Below are 17,037 nucleotides of genomic sequence, written 5' to 3'. Positions count from 1 at the left end.
TTACCACGAAACATGTGATTTTTTACAATTTTTTGTGATTATTTTTGTTTATTAATCCTTTCTTAATTTGATTATTTTTGATTGACTTTGATTTTTTGTGATGCTATCCTACTCTCAGATGGTGATTACACCTTGCGTTTTTCATGCTTATCATTCACCATCAACATCATTTTGGGGAGAAAACACATGCTTACAGAAGAAAGAAGATCTGCGATCGTTTCTTATGTAGAAGAACATAAAGCTGTAACCGTACAGGAACTTGTTGATGCACTTGATTCCTCTGCGGCCACAATAAGACGTGATCTGAACGCACTTCATGCTGAGCACAGAATACTCAAGGTTTTCGGAGGTGCAACTTCTCTTAGCAGTAAGGACGTCAACACTATAGAGCCTTCGGTTGCTGAGAAGATACAGAAGAATACTGAGGAGAAGGACATTATTTCAGAATATGCCGCCTCTCTCATACAGGATAACGATTTTGTATATATTGATTCCGGTACAACCACTCTTCACCTGATAGATCACATAACCAATAAAAAAGCAAAATATATCACCAATGGTATCGTTCATGCCAAGAGACTTCTTGAACGGGGGCTGTCAACAATGATCATCGGCGGAAGAATAAAGCCTGTCACAGAGGCTGTAATCGGCCCTGATTGTGTGGAGGCACTTAGTAAGTTCCATTTCACAAAAGCTTTCATGGGAACTAACGGCGTATCGGTACAGGCAGGTTTTACCACTCCCGATGTGGATGAAGCACTGGTAAAGGCTGAGGCAATAAAGCACACTTACCTCTCCTACATCCTTGCTGATCACACTAAATTCGGAGTAGTAAGCTCGGTTACTTTTTCAGACCTCAGAAGTTGCTGCATCATCACTGATGAAGAACCAGCTAAAAAATATAAGGATCAGACAATTATAAAAGCTGTATCTTAAAAATGGAGGTAAACATGATTTACACAGTTACATTCAATCCGGCAATTGACTACATTGTCCGCATGGACAAGCCACTTGATCCCGGCATGACAAACCGCTCGGTATCTGAGGACTGCTTCTTTGGAGGTAAGGGCATCAATGTTTCTACCATATTAAAGAATCTTGGAATAGAAAACACCGCTCTTGGCTTTGCGGCAGGTTTTACCGGAGAAGCAATTGTTGAAGATGTAAAAAGGAAGGGAATTCTTGCAGATTTCATCATGCTCGACAAAGGAATCTCAAGAATAAATGTAAAAATAAAATCTGAGCAGGAAACAGAGATAAACGCTCAGGGACCTGCAATAAGCGACGAGGCTTATAACGAGCTTCTCAAAAAACTTGATTCGCTTAAGGAAGGTGACATGCTTATTCTTGCAGGAAGCATTCCCAGTACTCTTCCAAGCGATGTGTATGAAATCATTTTGGACAGGTTAAAGGATAAGGGCGTTGTCTTCGTAGTTGACGCCACCAAGGATCTTCTGATGAATGTCCTTAAATACCATCCTTTCCTTATAAAACCGAACAATCATGAACTTGGTGAAATGTTCGGAACAGTGCTTAAAACCGATGATGAAATCGAGGCTCACGCTAAAAAGCTCCAGGAAATGGGTGCCCGAAACGTCCTCATCTCAATGGCCGGCGACGGTGCAATGCTTATCACAGAGGACGGTGAGCGCTTCCGTGTAGGTGTTCCGAAGGGAACAGTTAAAAACTCGGTTGGAGCCGGTGATTCAATGGTTGCAGGTTTTGTTGCAGGCTACATGAAAACAAAGGATTACAAGGTAGCTCTTAACATGGGAACCGCAGCAGGCAGTGCTACTGCTTTTTCAGACGATCTCGCTACAGGCGAGCTTATAAACAGTATTTACGAAACGCTTAAATAATCACTTATATACACGTTTCGTCAATATAAATAATAAAAATGTATTGGGGGTATCCTCAATCGCTAAATGCTAAGGCATAGAAAGGGAGAATAATGAAAATCAAAGATCTTTTAAGCAAAGATGGGGTTAGCTTAAATCAGACCGCTGCAGACCAGAATGCTGCAATTGATTTGATGGTAGCGCTTCACGACAAGGTAGGCAATCTTAACGACAAGGCTGCATTCAAGGCAGCAATCGAAGCAAGAGAAGCAAAAGGTTCAACTGCGGTAGGTATGGGGATAGCTGTTCCGCACGCTAAGACATCAGCTGTTAAAAAGGCCGGTCTCGTAGCAATCACTGTTCCTTCTGGTGTTGATTACAAATCACTTGATAATCAGCCCAGCAAGCTCCTGTTCATGATCGCAGCTCCCGATGGTGCTGCTGACACACACCTTGAAGTATTGTCAAAGCTCATGACAATGCTCATGGATCAGAGCTTCACACAGTCTCTGATCGATGCCAAGACTCCCGATGAGTTCCTTGATATCATTGACAAGCAGGAAGCTGAGCGCGATAAGAAGAGCTCTGCTTCAGAGACAGCTGCTCCTGCTCCCTCAAAGTCAGGACTTAAGTTCCTCGGTGTTACAGCTTGTCCCACAGGTATTGCTCACACCTACATGGCAGCTGAAGCCCTTGAACAGTGTGCTAAGGACAACGGCATCTCAATGAAGGTTGAGACCGATGGTTCAGGCGGTGCAAAGAACGTTCTCACTGCATCTGAAATCGCAGAAGCTGATGTAATCATCATTGCAGCTGATAAAAATGTAGAGATGGCCCGTTTCGATGGCAAGAAGGTTATCAAAGCTTCTACCGCTGATGCCATTCATCATTCAAGCGATCTTATCGAGCGCGCTTCATCAGGTGATGTTCCGGTTTACAAACACACAGGCAGCAAGGTATCTGCTGATGCATCTCTCGACAATGAGAGCGTTGGAAGAAAAGCATACAAGCACCTTATGAACGGTGTATCACATATGCTTCCTTTCGTTATCGGTGGTGGTATCCTTATCGCTATCGCATTCCTTCTCGATGACTATTCAATCGATCCCAGCAACTTCGGTTCCAACACTCCTGTTGCTGCATGGTTTAAGTCAATCGGTGGAACAGCATTCGGATTCATGCTTCCTATCCTTGCAGGATTTATAGCACAGAGTATTGCAGATCGTCCTGGTCTTGCAGTTGGTTTCGTAGGTGGTGCTCTCGCTGCATCAGGTGCTACATTTGCAGCTCCCGGCGGTGATATTCCTTCTGCTTTCCTTGGCGCTCTTGTTGCAGGTTTTGCAGCAGGTTACATCGTACTTGCTATCAGAAAGCTTACAGATGGTCTTCCGGCAGCACTTGAAGGTATCAAGCCCGTACTCATCTACCCTCTTTGCGGTATCCTGATAATCGGTCTTGTAATGTGTGCTATCAATCCTATCGTTGGTGCTCTTAACGCATGGATCACAGGTGTTCTTAACGGAATGAGCAGTGGTTCAATCGTAATCCTCGGAGCTATCCTTGGCGGAATGATGGCTACAGACATGGGTGGCCCGCTCAACAAGGCAGCTTATGTATTCGGTACAGCAGCACTTGCAACAGCAAGCCAGAGCGATCAGACAGGCTGGATGATCATGGCAGCAGTTATGGTTGGTGGTATGACTCCTCCTATCGCAATCGCTATTGCAACACTTATCTTCAAGAACAAGTTCACAGAAGGCGAGAGAAAGTCCGGTCCCGTTAACTTCATCATGGGTCTTTGCTTCATCACAGAGGGTGCTATCCCGTTTGCTGCAGCAGATCCGCTCCACGTAATCCCTTCTCTTATGATTGGATCAGGCGTGGCAGGTGCTCTTTCAATGCTCTTCAAGTGCACACTTATGGCTCCTCACGGCGGAATCTTCGTATTCCCTGTTGTAGGTAACGTAGGAATGTACCTCGTTGCTCTCCTTGTTGGTTCAGTAGTATCAGCAGTACTGCTCGGCATCCTCAAGAAGGACGTAACTAAGTAATATATCGCGTTGCAGATAACTAAGTAATATATCGCGTTGCAGATAATCATCTTATAGCCTTCCCTCTTTGGGGGAAGGTGTCTGCGTAGCAGATAATCATCTTATAGCCTTCCCCCTTTGGGGGAAGGTGTCTGCGTAGCAGACGGATGAGGGTTTTAACAAGAAAGGAAATAAATTATGGTATCAAAAAAAATCACAGTAAAAAACGAGCAGGGCATGCACATGCGTCCCGCCAGTCTTCTCTCTCAGAAAGCTACTCCCTTTGACAGCAATGTCAAGATTCTCTTCAATGGAAACAGCTATGACTGCAAGAGCGTTATGTTCCTCATGAGCGCATGTATCAAGTGCGGATCTGAAATCGAGCTTCAGTGTGATGGTCCCGATGAAGAAAAAGCTCTCGCTGAACTCTCAGAGTTTATCGAGTCCGGTATGGGAGACTAATTAATCCAATACGTTGTTCTGCTCCCCTACTATAGTGAACGACAAACGTAAATTGTCATTCTTTATAGTAGGGGAGTATTTGTAATTTATACATATGGAGGTAAATAATGTACAAAGGAATAGCTGCATCAAGAGGTATCGGCATCGGAAGTATCTGCCGTATAATTGAGCATGATCTTTCTTTTGAAGCAAAAAAGATTGATGACCCTGCTACGGAAAAAGAACGCTTTCACAAGGCTATCTCGGATTTTGTAGACGAAACAAATGCCATGGCTGAAGATGTCAGAAAGCGCATAGGTCCCAAAGAAGCAGAAATTCTTCAGGGCCACGCGGTGATGATCTCAGACCCTGCCATGTCCGGTGAAATGGATAAAATGATAGATCAGGGACAGTGCGCTGAAACGGCTCTCACCGCTGTCTGTGATATGTTTATCAACATGTTTTCACAGATGGATGATGAAATGATGAAGCAGCGTGCTTCAGACATTTCCGATGTAAAAGTGAGTGTACTGAAAAAGCTCCTCGGAATCCAGGATATTGATATCAGCAAGGTTGCACCCGGAACAGTCCTCGTTTGTAAGGATCTTACTCCTTCCATGACCTCACAGATTATCAAGGAGAATGTTACCGGTATCATCACAGAAATCGGCGGCAAGACCTCTCACTCTGCCATTCTTGCCAGAGCACTTGAGATTCCCGCTGTACTCTCCGTTCCCGGAATAGTTGATGAGGTAAAGGATAAGGATACCGCTATAATAGACGGAACCGAGGGTGATGTTTTCATAAATCCCGATGGCGAAGTTCTTTCAAAATATATGCTAAAGCGTGAGGAATTCATCCGTAAGCAGTCAGAGCTTAAGACCTTCATCGGCAAGGAAACAGTTAACGCTGACGGAACAAAGCTTGAACTCTTCTGCAACATCGGCACACCGAAGGATGCAAAGAAAGCCATCGAATGCGATGGTGAAGGAATCGGACTTTTCAGATCAGAGTTCCTTTTCATGGACAACACACACCTTCCTACCGAGGATGAGCAGTTCGAAGCATACAAGGAAGCTGTTCAGACAATGGATGGCAAATGCGTAATCATCCGTACTCTCGACATCGGCGGTGACAAGGACATTCCTTATCTGGGGCTTGAGAAGGAAGAGAATCCATTCCTCGGTTACAGAGCTGTCCGCTACTGTCTTGGAAACCAGGATATGTATAAAACACAGCTCCGTGCCATCATAAGAGCCAGCGCTTTTGGAAAAGTAAAGATAATGGTGCCTCTTGTAACAACTGTAGATGAGGTAAGAAGCGTAAAAGCACTTGTAGCTGAGATCAAAGAAAACCTTTCATCAGAAGGAATCGATTTCGATAAGAATATCGAAGTCGGCTGCATGATAGAGACAGCCTCTGCTTCTCTCATTGCTGATCTTCTTGCGAAGGAAGCTGACTTCTTCTCAATCGGAACAAACGACCTCACTCAGTACACGATGAGCGTCGACAGAGGAAATCCTAAGGTTGCTTACCTGTATTCTTCCTTCCAGCCATCCGTACTCCGCTCAATAAAGTATATTATCGAGTGTGGTAAAAAGGCCGGTATTCCTGTAGGAATGTGCGGTGAAGCTGCTGCAGATCCTCTTATGATTCCGCTCCTTATGTCCTTTGGTCTCGATGAATACAGCGTAAATCCTGTACTTGTTCTTACAGCCCGCTGCATCATCTCCAAGTGGTCCAAAGCCGAGGCTGACGCCCTTACCGAAAAGGTGATGGCAATGGATACTGAAGCTGAAATCGTAGCTGCCCTCAAAGAAGCTGCGAAGGAATAAAAAACATCATTCTCCATTATAGCTACAGGGAATCGTTTCCCTGTAGTTTTTTTTTGTTATTTTATATCTTTATTTAACATATTTTGTTATAATATTTCCAAGATTCCTCATAGGAGTATCCCTCCTATTCATATAGAATAGGCACATCCCTCATTGGTTATGTCTATCCTAATTTAGGCATCTATCGGAGGCATGTATGAAAAAAGCTTTACTATCTATTCTGACAACAGCTGTACTATCCCTTTTCATCATATCCTGTGGTAAAGATAATAATAATGCTATAAGTCCAATAATATCACTTGATAAATCAATTAAAGAAAATGGTAGCATATTGGATATTATAGTATGTTGCTCAACAACTTTTAATGAAGCGCAGAAAAAACTGTCCGACTCAAAGTGCTCCTTTTATGATGAGGATGAATGTCTAAAAAGTGAACAACCTACTACTTTCTGCGGTTTTCCAAGCAACTTTGAAAGCGGTATAACACAGCCTGCTGCCAAAACATCAGGCTCCTGGTCTGTAAGCTGTGATGGAGAGGGCAATATCTCTATTCAATAAACATCCAATTACCAATAATACTACTATTCATCCAAGCATCTGCTCACCCAGGGCAGATGCTTTTTTATGCAGCAAGAGTACTTACAGAAATAATTAATTTCATGATCAGAGCATAAAAAATGTATTATTTAGTATATAAATGTATTAAAATAGTGAATACATGAAAAAATACAGTTGAATTGGGAGGAATAAAAAAAATGTTTCAAATTATGGAAGTGGATTTTTCACTATCAGATTTTCTTAGTTCAAATCCCTGGATTATCGAACTATTAAAAAACAATGTAAATGTACTTATAATCTTTGCATCAATATTTGCTTTATGTAGCTGCTTCTTATTTACCAAAAATATCATGTCAATATCTGTGATTGAAATGATCTTCAGAGAAAAAAAATTTGAGACTTATAAATCTATTACATTTACACTTATATTCACAGTAACATATTTCTTTGCCAACTTAATTTTCTCTTCGTCCCAGACTTCTTTTGCTCTTTGTTTTATTTTTACTACAGTAAGCGTAGTTCTCTTCTCTTTATATGAACTATTTATTCTTCTATCAAAAAAAATAGAGCGATTAAGACCATTTATCAATCGTATAACAACATTATGTAAAGATTACCAGACCTGGCTCATATGTCTAATTATGGCAACCCCCGTCGCACATAAATTTGTAATATCTTATTTACACATCAGTATAAGGCGTGAAACAATTTCGCTTATCCTGATGGCATCCGTAATCGAATCAATAATAACCATGATCATCAGCGATTCTCAAATACCTCAGGAATCCACGCTTGAAATAACTACAGATAACAACATCTTATATTATCTTAGAAAAATCGATGATAATACGATTCTTTGTGGTGAAGACCGAATAATGAAAAATTGCAAAAAGCTCCGCCCCATGAAAAAAGAAGATCTGATAAAAGATTCTGTCTCTTTTAGAATAATTTATCCGGAAAACGCTTCTGAAAATGAAGCCTCATCCAGAAATGTAAACCCTCAAACAATTAACAAGTTTATATGCAAGCATAATATATGTGACGTCGACCTCGCTGTTTTCCATGGAAGTAAGATATTAGTAAATTATCTTGATGATAACGGCACCCTTTACCTGTATTCCAAAAACATGGATCACTTAGTCGGTTCTTCTGACACCGCCCTTAAAGTAGGTATTTGTGACTCCAGAAAGAACCAGTACTTTTCGGGTGAAGGCATAGCCACTCTCTACACTCAAGGTGAAACACAGTATGAAGACTTATTAAACAGAGTTCCAAAATTAAAGCGTAATGCAAAGGATTCAAATCACATCATAAGACTCATACTCGCTAATCAGAGATCGAAACTATATAATTATAAAAATAATGAAGTCGTTGCATACTCTGACGAAGCATTGGATGATATCAACCAGGCATTACCAAATAATTCATAAGAATAACAATTAAAACAATAAAGCATCTGCTCATAATGAACAGCCCCCTGTCAAGTAGATAGGGAAAATAACAAAAATATCATCAAAAAAATGGTGGTCATAGTAACATGATCACCGTTTTTTATTTCTGATGCTGTTAAGTTTTTTCTGCTACTTTATCAAAATATGCCATAATACAGGATGAACAAAACCACATGAACTGTATAGTGCAAAGGGATTGTCAGGATTATCGATACGTCCTGAGACTGTAGCAAAATCAGCTTTCGCCGAAAGACGTTTTAGCAGTTCGCATACAATAACTCGCCCAAGTCCATTATTTTAGCAATTGTATTTGGATTATATTCTGTTTGGATATCACCACCAATATATTCTGCGGATAGACGACATTATACAATTAGGTTTGTAAATATGTGGGAAAAACCATTTACAGCTGGCTAAAATTTTATCGTGGATTTTCTACATATGTTTACAAACGATGAACGTGTATTATTTTTTCTATATCATGTATTGTTGTGTTGTTGACAGTAATCGCTTATAACATGAGTCTGCAATTCGACGTTAATGCGCTTAAGTATATTTTGTGTAGCGATTATTTGTTATTTAGTTTTGTAGCATTAAAGCAATCTCCAGCGATTTCATTTGGTGTGATAGCAACAATTTTATTACCCGGCAAGATATGTGTGTAAAAATCTATCATGGCATTTTACATCTATCTTTATTTAAGCAATTGCAATTATATCAATTGCCTATATTTAGCATTCTATACTTATAAAAGAAAAAATACAATAATATATACTACATTTTTGAAAGTTTATTTCATTTTTATATATTTAGACTATTTGTTAAAACGTCATTTATTAGGAGTTTTTATAAATGGAAAACATAATTGATTATGAAAAAATCGGAAGCAGAATACGCGAAGCACGTATAAAAAAGGCGCTGACACAGGAGCAGCTTGCTGAGCTAACCGAGCTATCAACCTCACATATAAGCCATATCGAAAGCGGTTCAACCAAGATTGGTCTTCCTGCTCTCGTACGGGTATCCAACGTCCTGACAGTTAGTGTTGATTACCTTTTGCAGGATAATTCAGAGGTTCGTTTCAATGCATATGCTGAATATCTTATGAAAATAATCGATAACTCCAATTCCAAGGAGCAAAAAGCCCTAACGGATGTCGCCACCATCATTCATGGAATATTTGAAGAAAATAAGGAATAACAAAAATCGCTCGAAATTGATTCACATCAATCTGAGCGATTTTTTCTATATAATATATCATTAAATATATTTGCAATAAATAAAGGGATAACCGAACATATATCGGTATCCCTTAAAATCACCATATTATCAAGCCTTCTGAAGGCTCTGAAGCATCTCAATTGCTGTTCTGCTCTCTCCACTGCTAACTGTACTTGCAGGTGAATCATATTTTCCCAGCAGTCTGCACCTCATTTCTTCCGGGTGATTGTACAACTGATCCATGATGCGGTCAAATGCTTTTTTCCATTCCATACTCTTTTCTCCTTGCTAATCTGAAGGTCCCCACCATCAGATTCTGAATACTACGTCCGTCTTTTCTCCCCCCAGATTGAAGACAACCATACATTTCAGATGCAAGGTTAATATTAAAGCATTGCCGCTTCTCATACAAGGAACAAAAACTTAAGAAATTCTTAAAATTTTATTACCTGAATTCCAATTATTTTTGAAACAAAAAATCATTAATCAGCTGCCACCTTTTTAATTCCATATATTGTGGCAATCATAAGAACCGCCCCTATTGGTAGGCATATGAGCCAGTTGCGGATAAAGCCTGCAATAATATATGCCACACATGAAACTGCTGCTGCTGTTAATGCATATGGCAACTGCGTTGATACATGATAAATGTGTTTGCACTCTGCTCCCGCACTTGACATTATGGTTGTATCGGAAATCGGTGAGCAGTGATCTCCGCAAACGGCTCCTGCCATGCAGGCTGAAATAGATATTATCATCAGCTCATTACCCATATCCGCTCCAAATACATGTGCTACGATGGGGATAAGAATACCGAAAGTACCCCAGGAGGTTCCTGTGGCAAATGCCAGGAAAGTACCGATAACAAATACAAAAGCGGGAATAAAACTCATAAAGGTAGTATTATCAGCCACTCCGGCAACAAGGCCACCAACGTATTCTGCTGCCCCAAGTGAATCTGTCATCGATTTAAGTGTCCATGCAAAGGTTAGAATCAGGATTGCAGGTACCATGCTCTTGAAGCCGTCAGGAATAGCACTAATGCACTCTGTAAAGCTCAAAACCTTTGTCACACGCATAAATATAATAGTGATAATCAATGCTGTTACAGAGCCATATACAAGTCCTACGGATGCATCAGACCCCGCAAAGGCATCTACAAAGCTTGCTCCTTCAAAGAAGCCGCCTGTATAGATCATTCCAATTACGCAGCATATGATAAGTGTTACTATCGGAAGTACAAGATGAATAACCTTACCCTTTAATGATATCGGAGGCTCAGGCTGATCCTCAGCACCGGTCATGCTGGCGTGCATCTTTTCCATCTCCTTATCACCCTTGACCCGTGCATTATGCTCTGCCATTTTCATGGGACCATAATCAATCTTGGCAAATGTCAGAGTAAGCATCATTACTATAGTAAGTATCGCATAGAAATTATAAGGGATAGCTCTCACAAAAAGTGTAAGTCCGTTTGCTCCGTCAACAAATCCGGTTACAGCTGCCGCCCACGAAGATATGGGAGCTATGATACATACAGGTGCTGCTGTCGCATCAATCAGATATGCCAGCTTTTCTCTGGAAATCTTGTGCTTATCAGTAAGCGGTCTCATAACCGAACCAACTGTAAGACAATTGAAATAGTCATCGATGAAAATAAGACAGCCAAGTGCTATTGTCGCAATCTGCGCACCTACCTTGGTTTTCACATGAGTAATTGCCCATTTTCCAAAAGCAGCAGAACCGCCGGCTCTGTTCATCAGCATTACTATACTTCCCAATATGACAAGGAATATCAGAATACCAACATTCCAGCCGTCCGAAAGCTGTCCTATCATACCATCAACAAATACATGCTGCATGGTTGCTGCAAAATTAAAGTTTGTGTAGAGAAGACCACCAACCAGAATTCCTATGAAAAGGGATGAATAAACTTCCTTGGTGATCAGTGCCAGAACTATGGCGATAATAGCCGGTAGAAGTGCCCAAAAACTATTAGCGAACATAACAACTCCCCTCCTATTCTTTTTATGATTTAATTATAGTTGAAAATAATGAATAAGGATACATTTTTCATACAAAATAGCGTTTAAAATAATGAAAAAGCATGTTGCTTGCAACATGCTCGCGCCGAGCGCGGTTGCATTTATGCAACAAATACCATACGCGCGAGTGCGCATCCATAGCGGAGCGTTTTTTATATATTAGGAAATCCGGAGGAATTTCCTAATATATAAAAAAATCATCGCATAGTTTCGCAACCATGCGATGATTTTTGATACTCCCCTCATCCGGCACTTCGTGCCACCTTCCACCAAAGGTGGAAGGCTAGGGAAGGCATTTTTTTATACAATACCCTGAGCCTTCATAGCCTCAGCAACCTTAAGGAAGCCTGCGATGTTAGCACCTGCAACATAGTTGCCTTCCTGGCCATATTTCTTAGCAGCATCATCGATGTTGTGATAGATGTCAACCATGATTCTCTTAAGCTTTGCATCAACCTCTTCGAAGGTCCAGCTAAGTCTCTCAGAGTTCTGGCTCATCTCAAGAGCTGATGTAGCAACACCACCTGCGTTTGCAGCCTTACCACCTACGAACATAACCTTGTTCTGCTGTAAGTACTCTGTAGCCTCGATTGTTGTAGGCATGTTAGCACCTTCACATACAGCGATACATCCATTAGCAACAAGCTGCTTAGCATCCTCAAGAAGAAGCTCGTTCTGAGTTGCGCAAGGAAGAGCAACATCACACTTGATGCTCCATACGCCTCTGCCCTCGTGGTACTCAGCTGACTTTCTTGCATCAGCGTACTCTGTAAGGCGTGCTCTCTTAACTTCCTTAACTTCCTTAAGAAGCTCAACATCGATTCCTTCGGGATCATAGATCCAACCTGTAGAATCAGAACATGTAACAACCTTAGCACCGAGCTGCTGTGCCTTCTCGATAGCATAGATAGCAACGTTACCAGCACCTGAAACAACTACTGTCTTACCACTGATATCAGAGCCGTTGCACTTAAGAAGCTCCTCTGTAAGGTAAAGAAGTCCATAACCTGTAGCCTGTGTACGAGCAAGTGATCCGCCATAAGTAAGTCCCTTACCTGTAAGAACTCCCTCATATGTATCACGGATTCTCTTGTACTGACCGTACATATATCCAATCTCACGTCCGCCAACACCGATATCACCGGCAGGAACGTCTGTATCTGCACCAATGTGTCTGAAAAGCTCTGTCATGAAGCTCTGGCAGAATGCCATGATCTCTCTGTCTGACTTGCCCTTAGGATCAAAATCAGAACCACCCTTACCACCGCCGATCGGAAGGCCTGTAAGTGAATTCTTGAAGATCTGCTCGAAACCAAGGAACTTGATGATACCAAGGTTTACTGAAGGATGGAAACGAAGTCCTCCCTTGTAAGGTCCGATTGCTGAGTTGAACTGGATACGGAAACCGTTGTTAACCTGAACCTGTCCCTTGTCATCAACCCACGGTACTCTGAAAAGAATCTGTCTCTCGGGAGTGCAAAGTCTCTCAAGGAGTGCATCCTTTCTGTACTCGTCTTCGTGAGCATCGATAACGACTCTCAGGGAATCAAGTACTTCCTTTACAGCCTGATGGAATTCCGGCTGTGCGGGATTCTTCTCAACAACATAATTGTAGACTTCATCAACGTATGACATTTTTTTGTTCCTCCTAAAGATAAATTGTTTTTGGGCGTTTCAAACCTAAGCCCTACTCTAAAAGTGTACAAAAAAAGAGCGTAAAGCTTTAAAGGTCTTTACGCTCCCTTGCGTAGACACCACTGTCTGACAAGTATTATTCCACAGAGAAGAAAAATCGTCAAGCACTTTATTGCTTTAAATTGATAAATATTATAATTGAGGAAAAACAACACCTGTCTGTTTACGGATATAATCCATCTCATTCATGATTTTAAGCGTCAAAGCGTGCGGCATTGCAGGGCATTCCTTCCACCCCTCATCGAGCGCATCAAAAGCTGCCTGAACTTCATACTCATATCCTGTTATCTGCTTTTCCTTTTTATAGAAGCCTATCTTCTCACCTGCGTTGTTGTAAACGGTTATGCTCGAGAAGTTATTGATGTCCTGTACCTCTATATGGCCATTAGCACCATATATAATGCCCTTACATGGTCCAAAGGAAGTTGCAGAGCAGGTTACTACAGCCATCTGATCACTTCTGAATTTAAGGGTGATAACGTCCTGTATATCCATTCCCCGGTCATTAAGTACCGCAGAGCTCTGAATGTCTGTAATATCCTCTCCAAGTACCAGCGAAACAAAATTCAGACCATATACGCCTAAATCCAGAAGCGCCCCTCCACCAAGTAACGGATCCTGTATTCTCTGTTTCCATCCGATATTATAGCTAAGGTCAGCCATTACCATAGATATCTCACCTATTATATTGCTGGAAATGATTTCCTTAAGCTTGCCTGCAAGTGGTACATACCTTGTCCACATCGCTTCTGTAAGGAGCAGGTCCTTTTCTGCCGCAAGGTCAAATAGTTCCTTAGCCTGTGCCTCATTAAGAGTAAATGCCTTCTCACAAAGAACATTCTTGCCGTTTTCAAGCGCAAGCTTTACATTTTCATAATGCGCTGAATGTGGTGTTGCCACATATATGAGATCAATCTTAGGATCCTGGCAGAGCTCTTCATAGGAGCCGTAAAAATTCTTTATCTTGAATTCTTTGGCAAAAGCCTCAGCCTTCTCCCTGGTTCTGGAGGCTACAGCGTAGCAGGTAGTTCCTCTCATTCCAGCAAGAGTTGTTGCCATCATTCTGGCGATGTCTCCTGTTCCTATTATTCCGACTTTTTTCTTATTAAACATAATGATTCCTCGCCTCCCCTCATCCGCCCCTTCGGGGCACCTTCCCCCCAAGGGGAAGGCTTTATTTTATTTATTTCTCCATAATATAGCTTAACAATATACTGTTACATAGACAAAATCTACAGTAACGCAAATAAGCGCGTGACACTGAGTGTCACGCGCTTATTATATCATATATTTACTCTTTTTTAAGGAATTCGGACTTTATATATCCGGTCTTGCCGTTATACTCAACCTTAGCCCAGCCACTTGCGTACTGTTCCTTAACATCTATAATGTCGTTTGCATATATAGTGGTGATAGCCTCTGTATCGGTACTCTGTCCCTTACGAAGCTTAACAGCCTCGGAAACCTGCATCTTACCCTTATCATAGATGCTCACACCACCGTTATTGGCTGTTTCCTCAGTAGTGGTCTCTTCTGTAGTATTATTCTCAGCTGTCTCCTCTGTAGTATTCTCAGTGGTATTTTCAGCTGTTTCTTCTGTAGTATTCTCAGTGGTATTTTCAGCTGTTTCTTCTGTAGTCTCCTCAGTAGTCTCGTTTCCGGCATTAGCCTGATCTTCAGTAACCTCTTCAAAGAACTCAGTCTTTACATAAGCGGTTCCATCGTTATACTCAATCTTGCTCCATCCGTTCTCAAGAGCTTCCAGCTGAACAAATTCCTGACCCATCTCAGTCTTACCAATCTTATCAGCTGTCTCTGAATCAGAGCTTCTAATATTAACTACATCTGTTGCCCTTATCTTCTTTGTTGTGGGCTGAGCAGGTTCTTCAGTCTGCTCTGCAGGCTGTTCCGTATTCTCGCCCTCTGTCGCCTCCGCAGGCTGCCCCTCAGTATTCTCAGCTGCCCCCTCGGCAGTGGCCTCAGCATTCTCGCCCTCTGCAGGAGCCTCAGCTGCAACAGTATCTCCGGATTCGATGGCTGCAAGAGCCTCTCCGACCGATACCTGAATGCTGGCACTCATATCGGACAGAAACTGCGCCAGTCCCTCGTTACCTGCGATAATATCGTTATACTTAGCGGCAACTGTGTTGTTCAGATCAACAACATCTGCCTGAAGTGAAATATTACTGATATATTCGGTAATCTTATCATCGACAACATCACCATTGATATAAAGCTTACCATTCTCATCTGTACAGACATACATTGTCTGCATGCCCGGAAGAGGTGTATCATAACCGCCGAAAAGAACCTCTGTGTACACATAAGCAACGTAGCTTCCGTCTACCGGTCCGGGCTTAGTATAAACATCAACTGTAGGAATATCATTGATATACTGTGATACTTCCTTAAGTCTAAGCTCTTCTGTTGCTTCAAGGCCTGTATAAATAGTCTTGATAGTATCCATATCTCCTGAAGCATACGCATTAAAATATGTACGCATAAGCTCATTTACATCTTCATATGCATTCTTCTCAAGATCAACTTCAGGTACTACATAGCTTCCGTTATCATCTACCGTCACCTGATCATTATCAGTCGAAGCTGGAACAGTTCTGTTATTTGCGCTAAGCGCTATTACTATGGTAAGTCCGACCGCAACCACCAGAACTATAGGCATTACAAGTTTCTTATTGTCTGAAATAAACTCCCAAAAATTTCTTTTATCCTGTGCGGCAAACGGGTTTTCCGGTTTTGTATTCTTTTTGTTAAAATTCATTCCTTTAAAATTCATAGATATATTTCCTTCCTGTAACAGATGATGCACCCGACAGGAATCGAACCTGCATTAAAGGCGTCGGAGGCCTCCGTTCTATCCATTAGACTACGGGTGCACAAATTGTTACAGATTTATTACGTACCCGACTATAATACCATAGTATCTTCGACATATTCAACCTTTTTTATATTATCACCGCTTCTGTCATAGTAATACAGATTGTCTGATAATACATCCTCAGGCAGAACACAAGTATCATTAACACATTTTACCATATCTTTTAAGTTAAACGCTCCATTTTTGACAGCAGTCTCAGAAATAAGTATTACTTCATGCCTTGAAGACGGAATAATATAAAAATCATTTCCGATTCTGTCACCAACCTCACCAAGAAGACCAGGGTACAATATTACAGTCGCGCCTCCAAAATACTTCTCATTGCTCGCAACAAGAAAATCGTCTTTTGGGAAAACAACTGCCAATTCCGGTCTCCCGGTCCTTTCTCCAAGAAATTCTCCCATGGGGATAATCTCTGCAGGCAGAAATCTCGGAGTATTGTCAATTGCTGCCTCAAACAAATCCTCCTCGGTTACCTCCCAAACGCTCATAAGCTTATCATTTATAGCAATGCTCCCCTCTATTCCAAGGGTCTCAAGTGCTATGTAATATGTTACAGCCAGATCCTCAATCAGTCTGTATGGCATATTTCTAAGCTTTTCTTCATTTCTTACACTATCCACAAGTCTGAAACATATCTTATTATAAATGGCATTAAAATCCGAAACAAAAGAAAGGTCCACCTTTCCATCCACTGCATATTCCTCGAACAGTTTAATTATGTCATCCATAATCAGATCAAGGCTTTTTCCTTTTCTAAAATCCTCATAGAAATCATTAAGGTATATTGTAGGGCCGCAGTTACTTCCGTTTATCCTCACACAAAGGCCCTTTTTCATAAGTCCGTTATTCTTTGTAACATCTGACAAAAAGACATTCGCCTTTTCACCATAGTGTTCTTTAACCTTTTCCATTACGTCATTATAAAACTTTTCATTATTCATTATGTTTATCTCCTTAAATTGTAGCTGCATGTGTGAAGCAAAGGCAAATAAAAAATTGCTTAACACACAAAAAAGGCAACGA

Annotated in this window: 14 protein-coding genes and 1 tRNA gene; 8 read left to right on the top strand and 7 right to left on the bottom strand. The window is 41.3% G+C overall.

What is annotated here, in order from left to right; all coding sequences use genetic code 11:
- Positions 1 to 186 precede the first annotated feature (186 nt).
- The 8 genes from G602_RS0123640 (at position 187) to G602_RS28275 (ending at position 9,354) form a co-directional block, all read left to right on the top strand.
- A complete protein-coding gene (locus G602_RS0123640; RefSeq protein ID WP_026661242.1) occupies positions 187 to 936 on the top strand; it encodes a DeoR/GlpR family DNA-binding transcription regulator in 750 nt (249 codons plus the stop codon).
- Positions 937 to 950: 14 nt separating this feature from the next.
- A complete protein-coding gene (gene pfkB, locus G602_RS0123635; RefSeq protein ID WP_026661241.1) occupies positions 951 to 1,859 on the top strand; it encodes a 1-phosphofructokinase in 909 nt (302 codons plus the stop codon).
- Between the two features lie 92 nt (positions 1,860 to 1,951).
- Positions 1,952 to 3,889 (top strand): PTS fructose transporter subunit IIABC, encoded by a 1,938-nt coding sequence (locus G602_RS0123630; protein ID WP_026661240.1) that lies wholly within the window; start codon positions 1,952 to 1,954, stop codon positions 3,887 to 3,889.
- Positions 3,890 to 4,066: 177 nt separating this feature from the next.
- The gene (locus G602_RS0123625; protein WP_026661239.1) at positions 4,067 to 4,330 is read left to right on the top strand and encodes an HPr family phosphocarrier protein; all 264 of its coding nucleotides are present in this window, start codon (positions 4,067 to 4,069) and stop codon (positions 4,328 to 4,330) included.
- A 107-nt stretch (positions 4,331 to 4,437) separates the two neighbouring features.
- Positions 4,438 to 6,144 carry a phosphoenolpyruvate--protein phosphotransferase gene (gene ptsP, locus G602_RS0123620; RefSeq protein ID WP_026661238.1) on the top strand — a complete coding sequence of 569 codons (1,707 nt, stop codon included), beginning with the start codon at positions 4,438 to 4,440 and terminating at the stop codon, positions 6,142 to 6,144.
- A 196-nt stretch (positions 6,145 to 6,340) separates the two neighbouring features.
- Entirely contained in the window at positions 6,341 to 6,703 is a 363-nt protein-coding gene (locus G602_RS0123615) for a hypothetical protein (RefSeq protein WP_026661237.1), read from the top strand.
- A gap of 197 nt (positions 6,704 to 6,900) precedes the next feature.
- Entirely contained in the window at positions 6,901 to 8,133 is a 1,233-nt protein-coding gene (locus G602_RS31250) for a hypothetical protein (RefSeq protein WP_026661236.1), read from the top strand.
- A gap of 873 nt (positions 8,134 to 9,006) precedes the next feature.
- Complete coding sequence (locus tag G602_RS28275) at positions 9,007 to 9,354, top strand: helix-turn-helix domain-containing protein (protein ID WP_044933517.1); 348 nt, start codon at positions 9,007 to 9,009, stop codon at positions 9,352 to 9,354.
- Positions 9,355 to 9,483: 129 nt separating this feature from the next.
- Here the strand turns inward: G602_RS28275 and G602_RS30760 are convergent, their stop codons facing one another.
- The 7 genes from G602_RS30760 to G602_RS0123570 form a co-directional block, all read right to left on the bottom strand.
- Positions 9,484 to 9,648, bottom strand: coding sequence for a hypothetical protein (locus G602_RS30760; protein WP_155830067.1), 165 nt, complete (start codon positions 9,646 to 9,648; stop codon positions 9,484 to 9,486).
- Between the two features lie 209 nt (positions 9,649 to 9,857).
- Positions 9,858 to 11,381 carry a Na+/H+ antiporter NhaC family protein gene (locus tag G602_RS0123595; protein ID WP_026661235.1) on the bottom strand — a complete coding sequence of 508 codons (1,524 nt, stop codon included), beginning with the start codon at positions 11,379 to 11,381 and terminating at the stop codon, positions 9,858 to 9,860.
- A gap of 339 nt (positions 11,382 to 11,720) precedes the next feature.
- Positions 11,721 to 13,055, bottom strand: coding sequence for an NADP-specific glutamate dehydrogenase (gene gdhA, locus G602_RS0123590; RefSeq protein ID WP_026661234.1), 1,335 nt, complete (start codon positions 13,053 to 13,055; stop codon positions 11,721 to 11,723).
- Between the two features lie 192 nt (positions 13,056 to 13,247).
- Entirely contained in the window at positions 13,248 to 14,228 is a 981-nt protein-coding gene (locus G602_RS0123585) for a Gfo/Idh/MocA family protein (RefSeq protein ID WP_026661233.1), read from the bottom strand.
- Between the two features lie 178 nt (positions 14,229 to 14,406).
- Positions 14,407 to 15,909 carry an SH3 domain-containing protein gene (locus G602_RS0123580; RefSeq protein WP_026661232.1) on the bottom strand — a complete coding sequence of 501 codons (1,503 nt, stop codon included), beginning with the start codon at positions 15,907 to 15,909 and terminating at the stop codon, positions 14,407 to 14,409.
- 28 nt (positions 15,910 to 15,937) lie between these two features.
- A tRNA-Arg gene (locus tag G602_RS0123575) sits at positions 15,938 to 16,009 on the bottom strand.
- Positions 16,010 to 16,040: 31 nt separating this feature from the next.
- Positions 16,041 to 16,955, bottom strand: coding sequence for a DUF5688 family protein (locus G602_RS0123570; protein WP_026661231.1), 915 nt, complete (start codon positions 16,953 to 16,955; stop codon positions 16,041 to 16,043).
- Positions 16,956 to 17,037: the final 82 nt, after the last annotated feature.

Origin of the sequence: Butyrivibrio sp. AC2005 (assembly GCF_000424145.1) — a bacterium.
Lineage (GTDB): Bacteria > Bacillota > Clostridia > Lachnospirales > Lachnospiraceae > Butyrivibrio.
This window is presented reverse-complemented; position numbering and strand designations above follow the sequence as displayed.

Bases quoted from the DNA above. Each gene is read 5' to 3' on its own strand.
- G602_RS0123585 (WP_026661233.1), bottom strand. From the start codon at position 14,228: ATGTTTAATAAGAAAAAAGTCGGAATAATAGGAACAGGAGACATCGCC.
- gdhA (WP_026661234.1), bottom strand. From the start codon at position 13,055: ATGTCATACGTTGATGAAGTCTACAATTATGTTGTTGAGAAGAATCCC.
- G602_RS0123615 (WP_026661237.1), top strand. From the start codon at position 6,341: ATGAAAAAAGCTTTACTATCTATTCTGACAACAGCTGTACTATCCCTT.
- G602_RS0123630 (WP_026661240.1), top strand. From the start codon at position 1,952: ATGAAAATCAAAGATCTTTTAAGCAAAGATGGGGTTAGCTTAAATCAG.
- G602_RS31250 (WP_026661236.1), top strand. From the start codon at position 6,901: ATGTTTCAAATTATGGAAGTGGATTTTTCACTATCAGATTTTCTTAGT.
- ptsP (WP_026661238.1), top strand. From the start codon at position 4,438: ATGTACAAAGGAATAGCTGCATCAAGAGGTATCGGCATCGGAAGTATC.
- G602_RS0123580 (WP_026661232.1), bottom strand. From the start codon at position 15,909: ATGAATTTTAAAGGAATGAATTTTAACAAAAAGAATACAAAACCGGAA.
- G602_RS0123595 (WP_026661235.1), bottom strand. From the start codon at position 11,381: ATGTTCGCTAATAGTTTTTGGGCACTTCTACCGGCTATTATCGCCATA.
- G602_RS30760 (WP_155830067.1), bottom strand. From the start codon at position 9,648: ATGGAATGGAAAAAAGCATTTGACCGCATCATGGATCAGTTGTACAAT.
- G602_RS28275 (WP_044933517.1), top strand. From the start codon at position 9,007: ATGGAAAACATAATTGATTATGAAAAAATCGGAAGCAGAATACGCGAA.
- G602_RS0123640 (WP_026661242.1), top strand. From the start codon at position 187: ATGCTTACAGAAGAAAGAAGATCTGCGATCGTTTCTTATGTAGAAGAA.
- G602_RS0123570 (WP_026661231.1), bottom strand. From the start codon at position 16,955: ATGAATAATGAAAAGTTTTATAATGACGTAATGGAAAAGGTTAAAGAA.
- G602_RS0123625 (WP_026661239.1), top strand. From the start codon at position 4,067: ATGGTATCAAAAAAAATCACAGTAAAAAACGAGCAGGGCATGCACATG.
- pfkB (WP_026661241.1), top strand. From the start codon at position 951: ATGATTTACACAGTTACATTCAATCCGGCAATTGACTACATTGTCCGC.